The sequence below is a fragment of the Gemmatimonadota bacterium genome (assembly GCA_039715185.1).
Lineage (GTDB): Bacteria > Gemmatimonadota > Gemmatimonadetes > Longimicrobiales > RSA9 > DATHRK01.
Genome location: JBDLIA010000041.1, coordinates 13,388 through 29,562, shown reverse-complemented (window position 1 = coordinate 29,562; position 16,175 = coordinate 13,388). Strand labels below are relative to the sequence as shown.

At 68.1% G+C, this 16,175-nt stretch carries 16 protein-coding genes and 1 pseudogene; 10 read left to right on the top strand and 7 right to left on the bottom strand.

Annotation, left to right across the window (positions count from 1 at the left end; genetic code table 11):
* Positions 1–1,145: amidohydrolase family protein (locus ABFS34_09290; GenBank protein ID MEN8375629.1), on the bottom strand; the 1,145-nt coding region annotated here is incomplete at its 3' end.
* Positions 1,146–1,377: 232 nt separating this feature from the next.
* On the opposite strand from ABFS34_09290, the gene ABFS34_09285 reads away from it, so the two are divergent.
* Positions 1,378–2,232, top strand: coding sequence for a PDZ domain-containing protein (locus ABFS34_09285; GenBank protein ID MEN8375628.1), 855 nt, complete (start codon positions 1,378–1,380; stop codon positions 2,230–2,232).
* Positions 2,233–2,275: 43 nt separating this feature from the next.
* The gene (pyrE, locus tag ABFS34_09280) at positions 2,276–2,833 is read left to right on the top strand and encodes an orotate phosphoribosyltransferase (protein MEN8375627.1); all 558 of its coding nucleotides are present in this window, start codon (positions 2,276–2,278) and stop codon (positions 2,831–2,833) included.
* Here pyrE and ABFS34_09275 read toward each other — a convergent pair.
* The 3 genes from ABFS34_09275 to dnaA all read right to left on the bottom strand — a co-directional run bounded on the left by ABFS34_09275 (position 2,776) and on the right by dnaA (position 6,869).
* The gene (locus ABFS34_09275; protein ID MEN8375626.1) at positions 2,776–3,999 is read right to left on the bottom strand and encodes a peptidylprolyl isomerase; all 1,224 of its coding nucleotides are present in this window, start codon (positions 3,997–3,999) and stop codon (positions 2,776–2,778) included. The genes pyrE and ABFS34_09275 overlap by 58 nt on opposite strands.
* Positions 4,000–4,049: 50 nt before the next feature.
* Complete coding sequence (dnaN, locus tag ABFS34_09270) at positions 4,050–5,162, bottom strand: DNA polymerase III subunit beta (GenBank protein MEN8375625.1); 1,113 nt, start codon at positions 5,160–5,162, stop codon at positions 4,050–4,052.
* Between the two features lie 324 nt (positions 5,163–5,486).
* A complete protein-coding gene (dnaA, locus tag ABFS34_09265; GenBank protein MEN8375624.1) occupies positions 5,487–6,869 on the bottom strand; it encodes a chromosomal replication initiator protein DnaA in 1,383 nt (460 codons plus the stop codon).
* A 196-nt stretch (positions 6,870–7,065) separates the two neighbouring features.
* Here dnaA and rpmH point away from each other — a divergent pair, with 196 nt between their 5' ends.
* The 4 genes and pseudogenes from rpmH to yidC all read left to right on the top strand — a co-directional run bounded on the left by rpmH (position 7,066) and on the right by yidC (position 9,649).
* Positions 7,066–7,218 (top strand): 50S ribosomal protein L34, encoded by a 153-nt coding sequence (gene rpmH, locus ABFS34_09260; GenBank protein ID MEN8375623.1) that lies wholly within the window; start codon positions 7,066–7,068, stop codon positions 7,216–7,218.
* A 62-nt stretch (positions 7,219–7,280) separates the two neighbouring features.
* Positions 7,281–7,616: pseudogene (gene rnpA / locus ABFS34_09255) on the top strand (ribonuclease P protein component).
* 8 nt (positions 7,617–7,624) lie between these two features.
* Positions 7,625–7,813, top strand: coding sequence for a membrane protein insertion efficiency factor YidD (gene yidD, locus ABFS34_09250; GenBank protein ID MEN8375622.1), 189 nt, complete (start codon positions 7,625–7,627; stop codon positions 7,811–7,813).
* A gap of 21 nt (positions 7,814–7,834) precedes the next feature.
* A complete protein-coding gene (gene yidC, locus ABFS34_09245; protein MEN8375621.1) occupies positions 7,835–9,649 on the top strand; it encodes a membrane protein insertase YidC in 1,815 nt (604 codons plus the stop codon).
* 65 nt (positions 9,650–9,714) lie between these two features.
* Here yidC and ABFS34_09240 read toward each other — a convergent pair whose 3' ends face one another.
* From ABFS34_09240 to ABFS34_09230, 3 genes are read right to left on the bottom strand one after another with little or no spacing between them, the layout of a single operon-like run.
* The gene (locus ABFS34_09240) at positions 9,715–10,008 is read right to left on the bottom strand and encodes an acylphosphatase (protein MEN8375620.1); all 294 of its coding nucleotides are present in this window, start codon (positions 10,006–10,008) and stop codon (positions 9,715–9,717) included.
* A 10-nt stretch (positions 10,009–10,018) separates the two neighbouring features.
* Positions 10,019–10,447: a phage holin family protein gene (locus ABFS34_09235; GenBank protein ID MEN8375619.1), complete on the bottom strand. Its 429-nt coding sequence runs from the start codon at positions 10,445–10,447 to the stop codon at positions 10,019–10,021.
* A 41-nt stretch (positions 10,448–10,488) separates the two neighbouring features.
* The gene (locus ABFS34_09230; protein MEN8375618.1) at positions 10,489–12,216 is read right to left on the bottom strand and encodes an ABC-ATPase domain-containing protein; all 1,728 of its coding nucleotides are present in this window, start codon (positions 12,214–12,216) and stop codon (positions 10,489–10,491) included.
* 663 nt (positions 12,217–12,879) lie between these two features.
* Here ABFS34_09230 and ABFS34_09225 point away from each other — a divergent pair.
* The 4 genes from ABFS34_09225 to ABFS34_09210 are packed head-to-tail and all read left to right on the top strand — an operon-like array spanning position 12,880 to position 15,974.
* Positions 12,880–13,698: a ParA family protein gene (locus tag ABFS34_09225; GenBank protein MEN8375617.1), complete on the top strand. Its 819-nt coding sequence runs from the start codon at positions 12,880–12,882 to the stop codon at positions 13,696–13,698.
* Positions 13,698–14,594, top strand: coding sequence for a ParB/RepB/Spo0J family partition protein (locus ABFS34_09220; protein ID MEN8375616.1), 897 nt, complete (start codon positions 13,698–13,700; stop codon positions 14,592–14,594). The genes ABFS34_09225 and ABFS34_09220 overlap by 1 nt, the downstream gene beginning before the upstream one ends.
* Positions 14,595–14,630: 36 nt before the next feature.
* A complete protein-coding gene (locus tag ABFS34_09215; protein ID MEN8375615.1) occupies positions 14,631–15,407 on the top strand; it encodes a M23 family metallopeptidase in 777 nt (258 codons plus the stop codon).
* A gap of 3 nt (positions 15,408–15,410) precedes the next feature.
* The gene (locus tag ABFS34_09210; GenBank protein ID MEN8375614.1) at positions 15,411–15,974 is read left to right on the top strand and encodes a polymer-forming cytoskeletal protein; all 564 of its coding nucleotides are present in this window, start codon (positions 15,411–15,413) and stop codon (positions 15,972–15,974) included.
* Positions 15,975–16,175 lie beyond the last annotated feature (201 nt).

The window sequence follows — 16,175 nt, the reverse complement described above, 5'->3', positions numbered from 1 at the left end:
CGCGCGGGTTGAAGCGTCGCCGCCTGCAGCGTCTCCAGTGGCGAAACGCCGGCCTCGACCCACACCGAGAGCTCGTCATGCAGGCTCGCGCCCGGGTACACCTGAAGGAACCCGGTGTCGGTTCCGGTCATCAAGTCGACATCCGAGTCGACGAGGTGTACCAGCATCCGTTGGGCCGACCGGTATACCTCGCGGAACATCGCTTCACGATCCTCGGCGGGAGGGAGGAACTGCTCGTTCACCCGCGCCTGGAACGCCCAGTGTTCGACCACCTGTGTCGACGCTAGGCCGCGCCGCGTTTCGAGCTGGTCGGGTTCGACGAACATCTGGTAGTTCGACAAGTACACGGCCATCGTCGGCACCGCCCACGTCCCGTTGCGCAGAAACGCGCCGACGGTTTCGTTCGTTTCGTGGGTCGTGCACGCGCCGCTCTCGTCGAAATCGCACCACGGCATGATCAGGTGCTCGATGGAGGCCTGACCGGCGTTCGAGGCGTCAATCGCGGTGATCTCGTTGGGGACATGGCCGACGAATGATAGGCCTCGGATGCTCGCCTCCTTCGCGATTTCGTGGTATACGTCACCCGACAATTGCTGATGGACCTTGAGGAAATCGACTCCCGCTTCTTCGAGTAAACGCAGCGTCGGTGCGACGTCGTCCACGCTCTCGATCGTGATCCGGAACGGCCAGTCGTCGGTCGGGCCGTCGAGCGTCGCCCCCGCCACGACCATCCGCGGGCCGAGAACCTCACCCGAGACGACCCGGTCACGCAGCGCGACTGGCTCATCGATCGCCCACCCCATTTCGCGCACGCCGAGCACACCGGCCTTGAGAAACGCCGGGAAGGCGGTCTCCCAATCCCAGATGCCGAGGTGAACGTGCATGTCCCAGAGGCCTGGGATCACGTACCGGCCACCGCCATCCACGACTCTCTCTGATGGAGCGACCTCATCGGAGGAGGTGATCGCACCGATGCGATCTCCGTCGATCGAGATCGCGCGATCCTCGAGGATCATGCCGTCTTCGACATCGACGATGTTGACGTTGCTGATAACCAGCGTAGCGTCGGAGTCGAGCGTACGATCGGCACAACCCGGGAGCGAGGCCAGCAATAATGGGACGGAAGCCAGGGCGAGAATTCTCATGCGCCACCCTACACCCCCGGGTGGCGCCGGTTCACCACACGCCGAGGTACGCGTACCGCACGACGAGAAACAACGCCCACGGCGGCACGACGCGGCGAGGCCCTGCAGTTGCCGACTGATCCGCGCTGATTCAAGGCAACCTTCCGTCGCCGAGGTCGCGTCTCAGCAGGCAGGGAAAACGGCCGACGGCGGCTCGATTCGGCACTCGTATAGATATCTGGGAGGAAGGCACATGAGGTTCGCGATTGACAGGTGGAACGTGATCGCAATCGCCGCCCTGGCGGCGACCATGGCGTGGCCGGGCGCGGCTGACGCCCAACGGCGCGACCGGGACTCCGACGATCGGGATGAATTCGAGATCCACATTGGCGAGCTCGGCAACGAGCTGCGCGACGTGATGCGGCAGATGCGGCTGCGGGTGAGCCGGGCGCAGCTGGGCGTGTCGGTCGATGACGACGACCTGGGAGCCCGCATCGTCAGGGTTCTCGACGACAGCCCGGCGGAAGCCGCGGGCCTGGAGGAAGGCGACATTATCGTCGCGCTGGACGGAGTGGACCTGACCGGCCCGATCGAGGACGAGGACGACGACGACGATTGGGGCCCAACCATGCGGCTGGTCCACCTGTTGGGCGACGTCGAGCCGGGCGACGTCGTCGGCGTGGACTACTCGCGCGACGGCCAGCGAGCCAGCGTCGACGTGGAGACCACGAGTCGGCGAACCTTCGCGGTGTTCTCCGGCTCACCGAGGATCAGCCCGCGATCCTTCATTTTTCGGCCGAACGTCGGCGGCGTGTTCCGTTTCCGCGACTCGAGCTTCGGGTTCTTCGGGGCGCACCTGGCGGACGTGAACGACCAGCTCGGCTCGTACTTCGGAGTGGAGCAGGGCGCCCTGGTGCTCGATGTCGATGACGACGACGACGGCCTCGGGCTACGGCCCGGCGATGTCATCGTCGAGGTGGGCGGCCGCGACATCCGCGACGCGTCCGACGCCTACCGGATTCTCGGCTCCTACGAGGAAGGCGAGCGGCTGCGCGTGGTGGTGGTCCGCGCAGGCGAGCGCGTCACGCTCGAGCAGATCATCGACTGAGGGGGAGCTTGACGCCCGCCCTCCCCACCGCCATTCCTCGCGCATGAGCAATCGCGATCGGCTGTTCCGGCTGCTGCGAGAGCGCTCGCTGCGACGTGGGGACTTCGTGCTCTCCAGCGGAGCGCACTCCGACTACTACATCGACGGCAGGCTCACGACCATGTCGGGGGCCGGACAGGCCGTCATCGGCGGGGTCGGCCTCGACCTCCTCGATGGCGCCGATTGGCGGCCCGACGCGGTCGGCGGCCTGACCCTCGGAGCCGACCCCGTCGCGTACGCCATCGCCCGCGAGGCCACCGAGCGTGGGCGGACCATGGACGCCTTCACGGTCCGCAAGGAGCCCAAAGGCCACGGCGCCGGGCGCCAGATCGAGGGCCCCGTGGTGCCGGGTCAGGAAGTCGTGGTGGTGGAGGACGTGATGTCGACCGGCGGCAGCGCGCTGCGTGCGATCGAGATTCTGGAGGACTTCGGCGCCACGGTGCTCGGCGTGCTCACGCTGGTCGACCGCGAGATGGGCGGCGCCCCCGCGCTGGGCGAACGCGGCTACCGACTCGTGTCCGGCTGGAGCGCCGCAGAGCTGCTGGCGGACCAGACCGGGTAGACTCGCTCGATCGCCGGCGCACGGTCCAGCACGGCGGCCCGCGCGAGCGCCACCCCCTGTCGCCGCGAAGACAGGGCGCCGAGCGCGGCGTCCTTCACTCGGGACTCGTCCGCGCCGGCTGCGAACCCGAGCGCGGCCGCCCAGCCCGCCCCGAGCGCCGTCCACGAAGCTCGGGCGCGCTCGCCCTCCTCTTCCAGCGGGCCGAGGGCCATGGCCTGGGCCGTCCGCAGCAGGCGCCGCCGCCGAGCCTCCGCGAGCGCGAACGCGCGCGCGCCCCGCGCCGAGCTTCGCGCCGCACGCGCCGAGTCACGCGGCAGGCGAGCCAGGGCCGCGTGGGCCTCGGCGACCGTCAGCGCTCCGCCGGGCCACGCCGCGAGCTCCGTTGGCCGCGTCGGGTCGTCTCCCTCGAGCCAGCCCCTCAGCCCTGGGTCGGACACGCGCACCTCCTTCGCCAGGGAGTCCGCCCAGGCGCGCGCACCCAGGTAACCTTGTTCGCCCGGCACGAGCCTGCCCGCCACGGTGCGCCTGACCTCCTCCAGGGGAAGCAACCGGCGCCGTTCGAGTCGCAAGACGTGGAAGCCGTACTCGGTGCGGACGATGTCGCTGACCTCTCCCGGCTGGAGCGCGCTCGCGGCCGACCAGAAGGGCTCCACCCAGTCGCCCCGGCGCCCGGGCTGCAGCAGCCCCCCGCGCCTGGCGGCGCCCGGCTCTTCGCTGACCTCGGCCGCAACCGCAGCGAATTCCTCGCCCGCGCGGATGCGGTTGAGCGCCACGACGGCGCGGGCGCGGGCAGCAGCCGCCGTCGCGCCCAGCGCGCCCTGCGGGGCGAGGACGACCAGATGCCGAACCACGAGTTCGGCCTCCGGCGTCGCATCGTATGCGGCCCGGAGCGCGGCGTCGGTCAGGCCACTGCGTCGGAGGGCGATCTCGTCGGTCAGGCGCCGCAGGGTAGCGGCGTCGAGGTCGGCCTGGATGAGCGGGACGAGGACCGCGTCCAGCTCCCTCGCGGCGACCGCGTGCGCGAACGCCGACAGCACCGCCAGGTCGCGGCGTTGGTCGGTCGTCAGTCCGCCGAGCTCGGCCTCCGCGTACTCGACCGGGCCGGCCCGCAGGACCGGCTGCGGACCGTCGGCGCAAGCTGCTGCGCCCGCCAGGAGCGCGGCCATTGTGGCGGCGCCGACCCTTGCCGGCGCTCCCTCGAGTCGCCTCCCGCGGCTCAATCCAGCAGACGCAGGGGCATCACCAGGCAGAGGTAGTCGGCGGAGTCCTCGTCCTCGCCCGCGGGTTCGATGGTGCTCGCCCGTTCGGGACCCTTGAACGTCATCTTGACTTCGTCCGTCGGGATGAAACGCAGCACCTCGAGCAGATAGTTGGCGTTGAAGCCTATGTCGAGCGGCTCTCCCCGGAAATCGACCTCCAGATCCTCCGTGGCCTCGCCCAGATCCGGGGTTTCTACGCCGAACCTGAGGATGGGACCGTTGAAGGACAGCCGGACCCGGTGGGTCTGGTCACTGGCGACCACCGCCATCCGACGAAGCGAGTGCGAGAACTGCTCCTTGCCGATGCGGGCGATCCTGTCGTTGTCCTTGGGGATGACCTGCTCGTAGTTCGGGTAGGGTCCCTCGATGATCCGGGTGAAGACCCGCGTTGCACCCGCTCGAAATCCCAGATGGTTCTCGGTCCGGGCTACATCGACCATCTCCTCTCCGCTGAACAGCCGATCGACCTGTGCCAGCGCCTTGGGCGGGACGATGATGTCGTCCTCGGGCACCCCGGCGTTGTCGCCAGGGACCCGAATCTTGGCGAGCCTATGGCCGTTGGTCGCCACCATGACCGCCGAGTCCGGCCGCAACTGCCACAGCACCCCGTTCAGGATCGGCCGGCTTTCCTCGGTAGACACCGCGAAGGAAGTGCGGCCAATCATCCGCGCCAGCTTGCCGCCGTTTACGCTCCAGCCGGCCGAGAAATCCACCTCCGGGAACGTCGGGAATTCGTCTCTGGCCAGTCCGTTGAGCTTGAACGAGGCCTTGCCGCAGACCAGCTCGAAGCGCTCCCCCTTGGTGGACACGTGGATCGGCTGCTCCGGCAGCTCCCTGGCGAGCTCCTGGAGCTTCTTGGCCGGAACGGTGATGGCTCCGCCCTCCTCCACGTCCGCCGGGACGCCCACGCTCACCGAAATGTCCAGGTCCGTACCGCTCATGCGAACGCCGTCTTCTTCGGCTTCGATGAGGATGTTCGAGAGAACCGGGAGCGTGGTCCTCGCTGGGATCGTGGCTACGACGGACGCCAGTCCCTGCTGGAAGTTCTCCCGAGTAATGGAGAATTTCATGGTCTCCGCATCCCTTCCCGTCGTCGGTCTTCCACAGACCTATTGATTTACTGTTCTATAAGAAAGAAAACCAGCCGTAATAGTAGGGACTGTGGACTTGTGGAAAGGCCCCCTCCAATCCCCGCCGTGCGGTTCAACCACGCGGACTCCCGCCGTCACCGATCGGTGGGGAGATCTCCGACACGGACCTGTGGGCAACCTGGAGTTCTCCCCCACACCTCCGCGGCGCTGTGGACAGACGCATCGCTGTCCACGGCATCCCACGTCGAATCCACAGGGCCTCGGGAGCCCCCCCGCCCCCCATTTCGGCCGCCTTGCGATCGCTCACGCGAGCAACTCTCTGCGCAACTCATCGACCCTGTTCTTGAACCGATCGTCTGCCTCCAGGCCGCCCTCCACCTTGTGCACCGAGTGAATCACCGTCGAATGATCGCGCCCGCCGAAATGCCGACCGATCTCCACCAGGGGAAGCTCGAGGAGCTCTCGCATCAAGTACATGGCTACCTGGCGCGGGACCGTCAGGTTCTTGGTTCTGCGCCGGGATGTGAGCCCCTCGACCGTGACGCCCCACTTGTCGGCCACGAGCCCACGCACGCCCTCGGGTGTGAGGAGATCCTGCTGGTCCACCCGCAGGACCCCGCCCAGGGCTTCGCGTGTGAGATCCAGCGTGATCTCCCGCTGCGTCAGCGATGAGTACGCCAGCAGCTTGATCACCGCTCCTTCCAGCTCGCGAACGCTGGAGCGACAGTGACGCGCGATGAACTCGAGCACGCCGTCCGCCAGCACCAGTTGATCCTCTTCCGCCTTCTTGCGCAGGATCGCAACCCGTGTCTCCAGGTCCGGCGCCTTGATGTCGGTGACCAACCCCCACTCGAAGCGCGACACGAGGCGCTCCTCCAGGCCCGGAATCTCCTTGGGCGGACGGTCGCTCGTGACCACTATCTGGCGCTGCGCGTCGTAGAGCGCGTTGAAGGTGTGGAAGAACTCCTCCTGCGTGCGCTCCTTCTCGCCCAGGAAGTGCACGTCGTCGATCAGCAGGACGTCTATCTCGCGATAGCGGCGTCTGAACTCCGCCATGCTACCGCCCTGGATGGACGCGATCAGGTCGTTCGTGAATCTCTCGCTGGAGACGTACGCTACGCGCTTGTCGGACTCCTTGGCCCGCACCGCGTGCCCGATGGCGTGCATCAGGTGCGTCTTGCCGAGGCCGACCCCGCCGTAGATGAAGAGCGGGTTGTACATGCGCGCGGGCGCCTCCGCCACCGCGTGGCACGCGGCCGACGAGAGCTGATTGTTTGCGCCCACCACGAACCGCTCGAAGGTGTAGCGCTCGTTTAGCGGGCCCCCGACCGATTCTGCACGCCGACTCGCGGGCGGCGCCGTCTGCGTCGCCACCGCGGGCGCCGCCGGAGGAGGCACGGGCGCCGGGAGTGGTTCGATGTCGGTGGTGGTGCCGCCGTCGTGGTGCTGGAAGGAGATGGTCAGCCGCCGCCCGAAGAGGCCTTCCGAAATGTCCTCGAGGACCGTTCCGTACTTGTCCTCGATCCACTCGGCGGCGAACTCGCTGCCGGTTTCGACGGCCAGCAAATCCTGAGAAAGCGCAACCGGCTCGGTGCGGTCCAACCAGGTCCTGTAGCTCTGATCCGGTAGCAGCACACGGGCGTGCTCCAGGATCTGGCTCCAAGCCTCGGAGGGGGTCAACTCCATGCGTGTGTGTCTAGCTCAAAAGAAGAGAAGATCGCCCGAGAGCGGCGCGCAAAGATGATGGCCAGATGTGGACAAGTCAAATCTGGCGCCAGGTTGTTGTCATGTAACGGTTTCCAGGGGCCCGCTTGACCTCGGGTCGGCGCTTTGGATAGCTTACCGGGCTGTCGACGAAAATAGCACTCACGCGGAGTGAAGCATGGGGAAGCCCACATATCGGCCGCGCAACCGCAAGCGCAAGAACAAGCACGGATTCCGCGCCCGCATGAGCACACGCCACGGGCGCAAGCTGCTGGCGGCTCGTCGTCGTCGTGGGCGGCGCCTGTTGTCCGTCCAGATCGGGTCCAAGTAGCGGACCGGGACGATGCCGCTCGGCGCGACGACGAGTCGGTCGGCGGGCGGCTCCCGCGCCACCGGAGGATAACCCGGGGCGACGCGATACGAGAGTTGTTCAGACGGGGGAAGAGGAGCAGGACGCCGCACCTGGACGTCTATGCCTCCCCTTCCCCCGCGGTGCGTTCAAGGATCGGGTTCGTGGTGCCCAAGCACCGCCGGAGCTCGGTGGCGCGCAATCGGCTGAAGCGCAGGCTGCGCGAAATCTCTCGCCGGGAACTGTTGCCGGCTCTGGACCGGCTAGGGGAATCGGCGGACATCCTGATACGCGCGCGCATCGAAGCCTACGGCGCGGAGTTCGGGGCCCTTCGACAGGAGTTGTTGCACTGGATCGACCGACGTTGGCCGAACGCCTAGTCCTGGCGATGATTCGCGGCTACAGGAAGGGGCTGTCCCCGTTCCTGCCGCCGGCTTGTCGGTACCAGCCTACGTGCTCGCAGTACGCGCACGACGCGATCGAACGACATGGGGCGCTCCGGGGCGGCTGGATGGCCCTTCGCAGGGTCGGCCGCTGCCACCCCTTCGGGGGATCCGGCTACGACCCCGTGCCCTGAGCGCGAAGAACCCGAGAGGCGATGGAAACCTGGCGAATCTTTCTAGCGGTCACGTTGATGCTGGGCGTGATCGTCCTGACGAATATTCTTTTCCCGCCCCCGCCCCCACCCCCGCGGGACGCCGGCGCGTTGCCGGATTCGGCCGCGGCCGCGCTGCCGACGGCCGATACTCTTCCCGGCGCGCTGGACACCGCTGCTGGGCCCGCTCCGGCTGACCCGCTCGCGGCGGTCGATTCCGCGCCGCCTGGCGACACGCTGGCGAGGGTTGAGCCGGCGCCGCCGGCGCGCGTCGTGGTCGTCGAGTCGCCGCTCTACCGCTACCGGCTGAGCAGCGCCGGCGGCGCCCTGGTCGGCGCCGAGCTGCTGGAGTACGAGTCGTTCACGCGCGAGGGCGCGGTGGAGCTCGCGATCGATTCGCTCGCCCCGCTGGTCGCTTTCGGACTGCGCGCGGGTGGCCGGGAGGCCTCCCTGACCGATCTGACCTTCCGGACCGACGCCCCCGACACCGTGCGCCTTCAGCCCGGCGAATCGGGCCGCGAGGTGGAGCTGATCGCCGCCCTGGCCGACGGCTCCCCCGTTTCCCTGGTGTACTCGTTCTCGGCGGATTCCTACGCCGTGGACTTGCGCGGCCGCGCAGAGCTGGGACCGCTCGCCGACCAGACGTCGCTGCTGATTCGCCTCTCCCCCACGCTCGCGATCAACGAACAGGACGCGCGCGAGGACCGGCGCAACCTGGGCTACGTCACGAACGGTCCGAGACGCGGGGTGCGCAGCGAGTCCCTGGGGCGCGTGACGGAGCCGACGGTGGACGAGGGCCCGCTGTCGTGGGCCGCGGTGAAGAACAAGTACTTCGTGACCGCGGTGTTCGGCCTGCCGGACCAGGAGCGCTACCTGGGTGGGTTGCTGGTCGACCCCACGCCCCTGGAGGACGCAGCCCTCATGGCCGCGACGCTGCCGCTCGAGCGCGACGGGGGCTTCGCTCTGCGCATGTACATGGGGCCGCAGGAGTCCGACCGGCTGGCCGCCATGGGCTCTCAGTTCGGGGACGTGAACCCCCTGGGGTGGTCGTTCCTGGGACCGATCATACGGCCGCTGGCGCGCATCGCCACGTGGGCCCTGGTGGGCATGCGCCGGGTGTCGGGACTGGCCTACGGCTGGGTGGTGATCCTGTTCGGGCTGCTGATCAATCTCCTGATCTGGCCGCTCAACATGCGGGCCATGCGTTCGCAGCTCCGCAACATGGAGGTCCAGCCGCGCATGAAGGAGGTCCAGGCGCTCTACAAGGACCAGCCGGAGCGCCTGCAGAAGGAGATGATGAAGCTGTACAAGGAGGAGGGGTTCAACCCGTTCGGCGGTTGCCTGCCGATGCTGATCCCCATGCCAATCCTCTTCACCTTGTTCTTCGTATTCCAGGCGACGATCGAGTTCCGCGGCACCGAGTTCCTGTGGCTGCCCGACCTGTCCCGGCCCGATCCGCTCTACATCATCCCGGTGCTGATGGCCATCAGCATGTTCCTGCTGCAGTACCTCAGCTTTCGCTCCACGCCCGAGCCGAACCCGCAGTTGAAGTTCATGATGTGGTTCATGCCCATCTTCATGCTGGTGATCCTGCTCAGGTTCGCCGCCGGCCTGAACCTGTACTACGCCTCCTCCAACGTGGCCCGGTTGCCGCAGCAGCTCTACATCATGAAGGAGCGCCGCAAGGCGCACGAACGGCAGGCGGCCAAGAAGGAAAAGGAGAAGGCGGAGCAGAAGGCGTCGGTCCCGGAGCCCGAGCCGGTTACGGACGGTCAGACCCGAGCGGAGCGCAGGCGCGGCCGCAGAACGGGCGCCTGAGGGCTAGTGTGCCGGCGCGTGCGCATCACGCGCCTCAGTGCACACGGGACTTCCGCGCCGGCACACTAGCCTACTACGCGAAGGCCGGCGTCCGGCGAGCCCGTCGACTCCGCGGGGCTCGAGCGCACGGCCGTCACGCGCGCCAGCGCCGGGCCCTTCCACAGCCGTTGCTCCAGGGTCGCCAGAGCCTCTGCCTGGCCCGCGGCGATGACCTCCACGCTGCCGTCGGCCAGGTTCCTGATCGTGCCCCATACGTCGAGCGCAGAACCCGCGCGCATGCACCACCAGCGAAAGCCCACCCCCTGAACGCGCCCGCTCACGACGAAGCGGACGGCCTCCCCAGCGCTGGAATCGGGCACCGCGGCCGGGTTACTCGCCGCCGGTGACCAGCTTCGGGCGACCGTCGTCGCCGTCGGGCGGTGCGGGCACGGATGGCTGGACACGTGGCGCGGGCTTGAGAGAGAGCGCCGCGAGCGCGAGCAGCACGAGCGCGACGAGCAGCAGCGATCCGCCGGCCACGAGAGTTCCGGCCCACAGGGATCCGAGCGACTCGGTCAGCCAGGCCACGCCGCCGATCACCAGCAGGACGCCGGCGATCGCCGCCAGCGCGATGGGGACGCCCACGCGCAGCGAGCCCCACAGGGCGGCGACGAAGACGTCGCGCGCCTGGAGCGTCGCGAGCCGACCTTCCTGCTTGAGGAGGTCGAGCGCGTCCGAGGCCACCCGCCCGACCAGGTCGATCAGCCCAGGCTCGGCGTTCGGGGATTGCGGCGAGTCTGGGCCACCGTGCGGATCCATGCGGTCCTCCTGTGACCAGCGCGGGCGCTGCCCGTCCGGCGTCAAGTGCGCAGTCTGTGCAGCGCCGCCACGAGATCTCCCATACGAAACTCCGCGAGATCGCCCGTAGGATGCTCCTGCAGGGCGTCGAGCCCGTCGCGCTGAACGACGTCTACCAGCCGAGCGACCGCGTCCATCAACAACGCTGGCTCCGGGTTGCGGTCGCGCGCAAGACGCACGAGGGCGAGCGCGATCGCTCGTGTCTGCGCGCGGCTCACGATCTGCTCGACCGCGCCGAGGTTCAGCTCGGTACGGCCGATGCGGACCCTGTCGCGAGCGAGTACACGGACGCGGTCGCGGCGGTCCGTCCGCGGCGCGCCGTCGGGGCTCGGGTGTGGGCGGATCGGCTGCCACTCGGGCGCCTCGGGGTGGAGCTCGGCGTCGGCCGCGCCGTCGCTTGCGGAGGCGATCTCTTTGGCGAGGGTGGTGGCCTCGTGGGGCAGATAGGCCTTCATCACGAGCACCGTGTCGGCGACCTCGAAGTAGTCGCCCGACCCGCCGACGACGAGGATGGACGATGTTCCTTCGTGCTCCAGGAGTGGCCGCGTCCGATCCACGAACGGGACGATGGGTTCGTCCGCCGCCGGCACGAGCCGCCGCATGCGGGCGTCCCGGATCATGAAGTTCGTGGCCGAGGTGTCCTCGTCGATGAGCAGGCACCGGGCGCCTGCCTCGAGGGCTTCGGCGATGGCCGCCGCCTGCGACGTCGAACCGCTGGCGTTCCCGGTCCGGAAAGAGGACGTATCCGCGCCGCTCGGGAGTCCGCGGATGAAGTTGGAGATGTCCGTGCCTTTCACGAGGCGGCCGTCTTCGGCCCTGATCTTGGCGGCGTCCCGCACGGCGACGACGCGCTCCCGTCCGTCGCCGGGGCGGTGGTCGTACACTCCCCGATCCAGCGCCCTCAGGAGCGTGGACTTGCCGTGAAATCCGCCGCCGGCGATGACCGTGACGCCGGCCGGAATGCCCATGCCGCCGACCTCCCCAGAGTGCGGCGTGTCGATCATCACGCGCAGCCCTTCGGGAGACCGGAACGGAACGGCGTCCGCTCGGGCCATGGGGTGATCGTCAACGCCCGACCGGCGCGGCAGAATCGCCCCGTCGGCGACGAACGCCACGAGGCCGCCGGGCTCCAGCGCGCCGCGCAGGGCAACCGCATCCTCGACGCAGCGCACGTGATCGAGGAGCGCGGCAGAGTCGCCGTCGCCCAGCGGCAGCACTGCACGCAAGGCGGCGGGCAGCGTTTCGCACAGCAGGTGCGCCGCCTCCAGTCCCAGGATTCGCCGCCCGCGCGCCGGAAGGCCCACCCGGAACCGGAGCTCCACGCCGCCGTTCTCTCCAACCCGAGCAGCGGAGCGCGTCAGAACCTGCTGGACCGGCGCCGGAGTCTCCAGCAGCCCGCCGGCTCCGGTGCCGATTCTGGACGATGCTCGCCGAAAGGAGTCGCCCATGCGGCGATGAAGGAAGTCGGCGGATGCGCGCAGGGCGTCATCGGTCGCCAGGGCGCCGTCGGGTAGCCCGGCTTCGGCGGCGTCCCAGAACGCCCGCAATCGGGAAGGATCGGCGAACGGGTCTCCCTGCACGTGATCGATCGCCACCACGAACCCGGCGGCGAAAAAGCTGGTGGCCTGGAGCGTCTTGTAGTCCTTGTAGCCGCGGCCATCGAGCTTTTCGAGCAGCTCACCGAGCTCGGCCAATGAACGGGCCGTCGAATGGTCGCGCTGGGGCGTCATGTCCGAGGGATCGCGCTACCCGGCCCGGGGCGCAAGAGCTGGCAGCCGGCCGGCCGTCGACGAGGGGGAGCACCCCTGGCCGGAGCAGCGCCCGGCCAGCCCCGGCGTCTGGGGAGAACGTGGTGGAAAAACTCCATTCGCCACCAACGTAGGTGTCTCGATATTCGGCCTATATACGGGTTATATACGGGACCTATACGGCTGTGGCATGGGTTTCACGTGAAACTATGCCGTGGGGGGCTCGTGTGGAAAAGGACGTGGGAAAAGAAGTTGAGCGGTTGAGCGCGGGGACCGTCGCGGCCGCGTGTCGCGTCGGAGTCCGAAGAGCCCAGTGGCCGCTGGGTGGGGCCCTCCACCTTCAGAACGGCCGCCGCTCACCAGGGCGCGCGAGCTTCGCCAAGAGCGGGGCCGCAAGCAGCCGGTGGGGTGCAAACAGGACTGAAGGCCTCCCGGAGCCCGAGAAGAAGACGGTGAGGGTCGACCGAACGGTCCATTGGCGCGGACTCGAGGGAGCCCTGACGCGCGGTCGAGTCGCCACAGGGCCTCACGTCGCGTTTCACGTGAAACACGTCCCCTGGGGTGCTGTTCATGCCCAGGGGGCTAGCCTATATTCCGCGCGCCAACGGGGTAAGAATCGGCGGTTGAAGCTGTTCGGGAGAGGGCATGTCGCGAATTATCGCGATCGCGAATCAAAAGGGCGGCGTGGGCAAGACCACGACCGCGATCAACCTTGGCGCGTGTCTCGCCGCCGCGGAACGCCGCACGCTGGTCCTGGACATCGACCCTCAAGGCAACGCGACGAGCGGACTGGGGCTGGGGCCGGACGGCGACTCCCCGTCGGTCTACGAGGTTCTGGTGGATGGCGTCGCCGTCGACCAGGCGATTCGCTCCTCCGGTCACCTGCCGTTTCTCGATGTGCTGCCTGCGACCCGCGATCTGGTGGGCGCCGAGGTGGAGTTGGTGGAGCGCGAAAGGCGGGAGTTCGTCCTCAAGCGGGCGTTGGAGCCGATTCGATCCAACTACGACTACATTCTGGTCGATTGCCCGCCTTCATTGGGACTCCTCACCGTAAACACGCTCGCGGCCGCGGACGCCGTGATCATCCCCATTCAGTGCGAATTCTACGCCCTGCAGGGACTTTCACAGCTGCTGAATTCGGTGCGCATGGTCCAACGGGGGATTAATCCGGACCTGCAGATCGAAGGCGTGCTTCTGACCATGTACGACCGGCGCCTCAACCTCTCCAGGCAGGTCGCTGAGGAAGCCACCGAGTACTTCGGCGAGCGGGTGTTTCGTACGACGATCCCGCGCAACGTCAGGCTGGCGGAGGCGCCCAGCTTCGGCAAGCCGATCATCCTCTATGACATTCTGTCTCAGGGGGCGCAGAGCTACCTGGCTCTCGCGCGAGAATTGATCGAGCGCGACGATGCGGCGGCGGCGCCAGATGTTTCCGAGGCCGTGCTACCCGGAGCAACGGGCTGATGGCACGGCGCGATCGGCTGGGCAAGGGGCTCGGCGCGTTACTCGGCGAGTACCTGGAGCCCGAGACCGACGCGAGCTCCACGGGCGGCCAACAGATCCCGGTGGCGGCGGTCGTGCCGAACCCGTTTCAGCCGCGCAGGGAGTTCGACCCGGCTGAACTGGCGGACCTCGCCGCCTCCATTCGCGAGAACGGACTCCTTCAGCCGATCGTCGTGCGGCCCGCCCCGGGCCGGGCGGACCGTTGGGAGCTCGTGGCCGGCGAGCGGCGTTGGCGGGCGGTCAGCAAGCTGGGCTGGAAGGAGATTCCCGCCGTCGAGCGGTCGGTAGACGACCGAACCCTGCTAGTGCTGGCTCTGGTGGAGAACCTTCAGCGCTCTCAACTCTCCGCGCTCGAGGAGGCGCGAGCGTTCAAACAACTGATGGACGAGTTCGCGCTGACGCAAAAAGAGGTTGCGGAAGCGGTGGGGCGGGACCGGTCCACAGTGGCCAACACGTTGCGGCTGCTCCATTTACCGGCTGCGGTGCGCACGATGCTGGAGTCCGGAGAACTCACGGCCGGGCACGCGCGTGCTCTGCTGGGAGCCCCCGACGATCGAACCGCCGCGAAGCTGGCGAGGGCCGCCTCCGCGGAGGGCTGGAGCGTGCGAGCGCTCGAGTCGGCCGTGGCGGCGCGGCGCGATGGAGCAGGGCCCAAGCCCAGGAAGCGCCGCGCCGCGGAGCGTTCGCCGGCCGAACGCAGGCTGGAGGAGGAGTTGCAGCGTGCCTTGGACGCACGCGTGCGCCTGCGCACGCGTGCGAGGGCCGGAGGGACCATTGAAATTCCGTTCGCCAACGACGAGGACTTCGAGCGACTCTTCGAGCGCTTGACGGGCGAACCGACCGTTGATGTCGTCTGAAGTGGCCGCCAGCTACCGCGGCAAGAGGCCGCGCAGATGACCGAGCAGAGGGAGGCGGGAGACCGGCGCATTACCGTCCTCATCATTCCGGACGGAGACCTGGAGACCCGCTCCTTCGAAATCTCCTATACGCGCCTGCGCATACTGATCGCCGTCGGCGGGATCATCGCCGCCGGGCTGGCGATCATGGTGGCGTTCTGGTTTCCGGTAGCGTCACAGGCGGCGCGCGTGCCGGCGCTCGTTCGTGAGGTCGATCGGCTGGAGGCGGAGCGCTCGCAGGTCACGGAGCTGGCCCGGCGCGTGGAGGAGGCGGAAGCCGCATACGAAAGGGTGAGGCAGATGCTCGGCGCCGACGGCGCCGACGCGAGCGATGAGCCCATCTTGCCGCCATTGACGGAGGATACGGCGGCCGCTAGCCCTGCGGACGACGTCTCGATGGCCCCGACCGAGTGGCCTCTGGCGCGGATCGGATTCGTGACTCAGGCCGCCAGCCTCGACGGAGAGGGGCATCCCGGTGTAGATATTGCCGTACCCAATCAGAGCTACATCCGCGCGACGGCTCAAGGGACGGTCGTGGCCGCGCAACGAGATTCCGTGTACGGCCTGTTTGTCCTGCTGGAGCACGGCGCGGGGATGGAGTCGATGTACGGCCACGCGTCGGAACTGTTCGTGGACCGGGGGGACGTGGTGGAACGCGGCGAGGTGATCGCCCTGAGCGGTTCGACGGGCCGGTCCACAGCGCCACACCTTCACTTTGAAATCAGAAAGGACGGGGTGCCCGTGGATCCCACGGAGTACGTCCGGCAGCCTTGACCGATGGGGATGTTCAAGAAGCCACAAGAGGAGCAGAGAGCAGCGGAAATGAAAGATCGGCAGCCACAAGTTGGAACCGGAAGCAACGACGGCGTCATCTCGATCGTTGGATCGGGCATGAAGGTCAGCGGCGACGTGGAGACCGAAGGCACGATCCGGATCGAGGGTCGCGTCGAGGGCACCGTACGCGCCGGCAAGGCCGTCGTCGTCGGCAAGGACGGGCGGATCAAGGGTGACATCTTCACCCAGGACGCCGTGGTCGGAGGCGAGGTGCGCGGCACCATCGTAGCCGAGAGCCGCATCGAGCTTCAGGCGACCTGCGTCGTGGACGGGGAGATACGCGCCCGCCGCATCCAGCTCGACGAGGGAGGAAGGGTCAACGGCAAGGTGCACACGGGGGAGGTCCCGAAAGGGGGCCAAGCCGGATCGCGTGCAGCGGCCGGTTCCGGAGCCGAAAAGGCATCCGGTGTGAGCCCCGCCGCTTCTCAGAGCGCGGGTGCGGGCAGGCCCGGATCTGGCTCGGCAGCCCCGCAGGCCGCCGCGGCCTCCGTTTCGCAGAAGAGCTGACCTAAGCAGCTCCGTCCAAGCCTGCGCCGCGCCTGGGCGCCCTCCTTGCCGGGGGGCGCCCAGGCGGCGCCATCTCACACCAGGGCTATTCGGCGATTTCCACATATGGTGGAAATATCACCTATCTCTATGCATATCAATCGGTTGCGACCGTCGCAGTCGACCCGGTCCATGAGCCCCCACCCGCCGAAAAGCGAGAGT

Coding starts and splice junctions, on each gene's coding strand:
- ABFS34_09210 (MEN8375614.1), top strand. CDS start 15,411: ATGGGGATGTTCAAGAAGCCACAAGAGGAGCAGAGAGCAGCGGAAATG.
- dnaA (MEN8375624.1), bottom strand. CDS start 6,869: ATGGAGTTGACCCCCTCCGAGGCTTGGAGCCAGATCCTGGAGCACGCC.
- ABFS34_09235 (MEN8375619.1), bottom strand. CDS start 10,447: ATGGATCCGCACGGTGGCCCAGACTCGCCGCAATCCCCGAACGCCGAG.
- ABFS34_09220 (MEN8375616.1), top strand. CDS start 13,698: ATGGCACGGCGCGATCGGCTGGGCAAGGGGCTCGGCGCGTTACTCGGC.
- ABFS34_09230 (MEN8375618.1), bottom strand. CDS start 12,216: ATGACGCCCCAGCGCGACCATTCGACGGCCCGTTCATTGGCCGAGCTC.
- ABFS34_09285 (MEN8375628.1), top strand. CDS start 1,378: ATGAGGTTCGCGATTGACAGGTGGAACGTGATCGCAATCGCCGCCCTG.
- ABFS34_09275 (MEN8375626.1), bottom strand. CDS start 3,999: ATGGCCGCGCTCCTGGCGGGCGCAGCAGCTTGCGCCGACGGTCCGCAG.
- dnaN (MEN8375625.1), bottom strand. CDS start 5,162: ATGAAATTCTCCATTACTCGGGAGAACTTCCAGCAGGGACTGGCGTCC.
- ABFS34_09215 (MEN8375615.1), top strand. CDS start 14,631: ATGACCGAGCAGAGGGAGGCGGGAGACCGGCGCATTACCGTCCTCATC.
- yidC (MEN8375621.1), top strand. CDS start 7,835: ATGGAAACCTGGCGAATCTTTCTAGCGGTCACGTTGATGCTGGGCGTG.
- yidD (MEN8375622.1), top strand. CDS start 7,625: ATGATTCGCGGCTACAGGAAGGGGCTGTCCCCGTTCCTGCCGCCGGCT.
- pyrE (MEN8375627.1), top strand. CDS start 2,276: ATGAGCAATCGCGATCGGCTGTTCCGGCTGCTGCGAGAGCGCTCGCTG.
- ABFS34_09225 (MEN8375617.1), top strand. CDS start 12,880: ATGTCGCGAATTATCGCGATCGCGAATCAAAAGGGCGGCGTGGGCAAG.
- rpmH (MEN8375623.1), top strand. CDS start 7,066: ATGGGGAAGCCCACATATCGGCCGCGCAACCGCAAGCGCAAGAACAAG.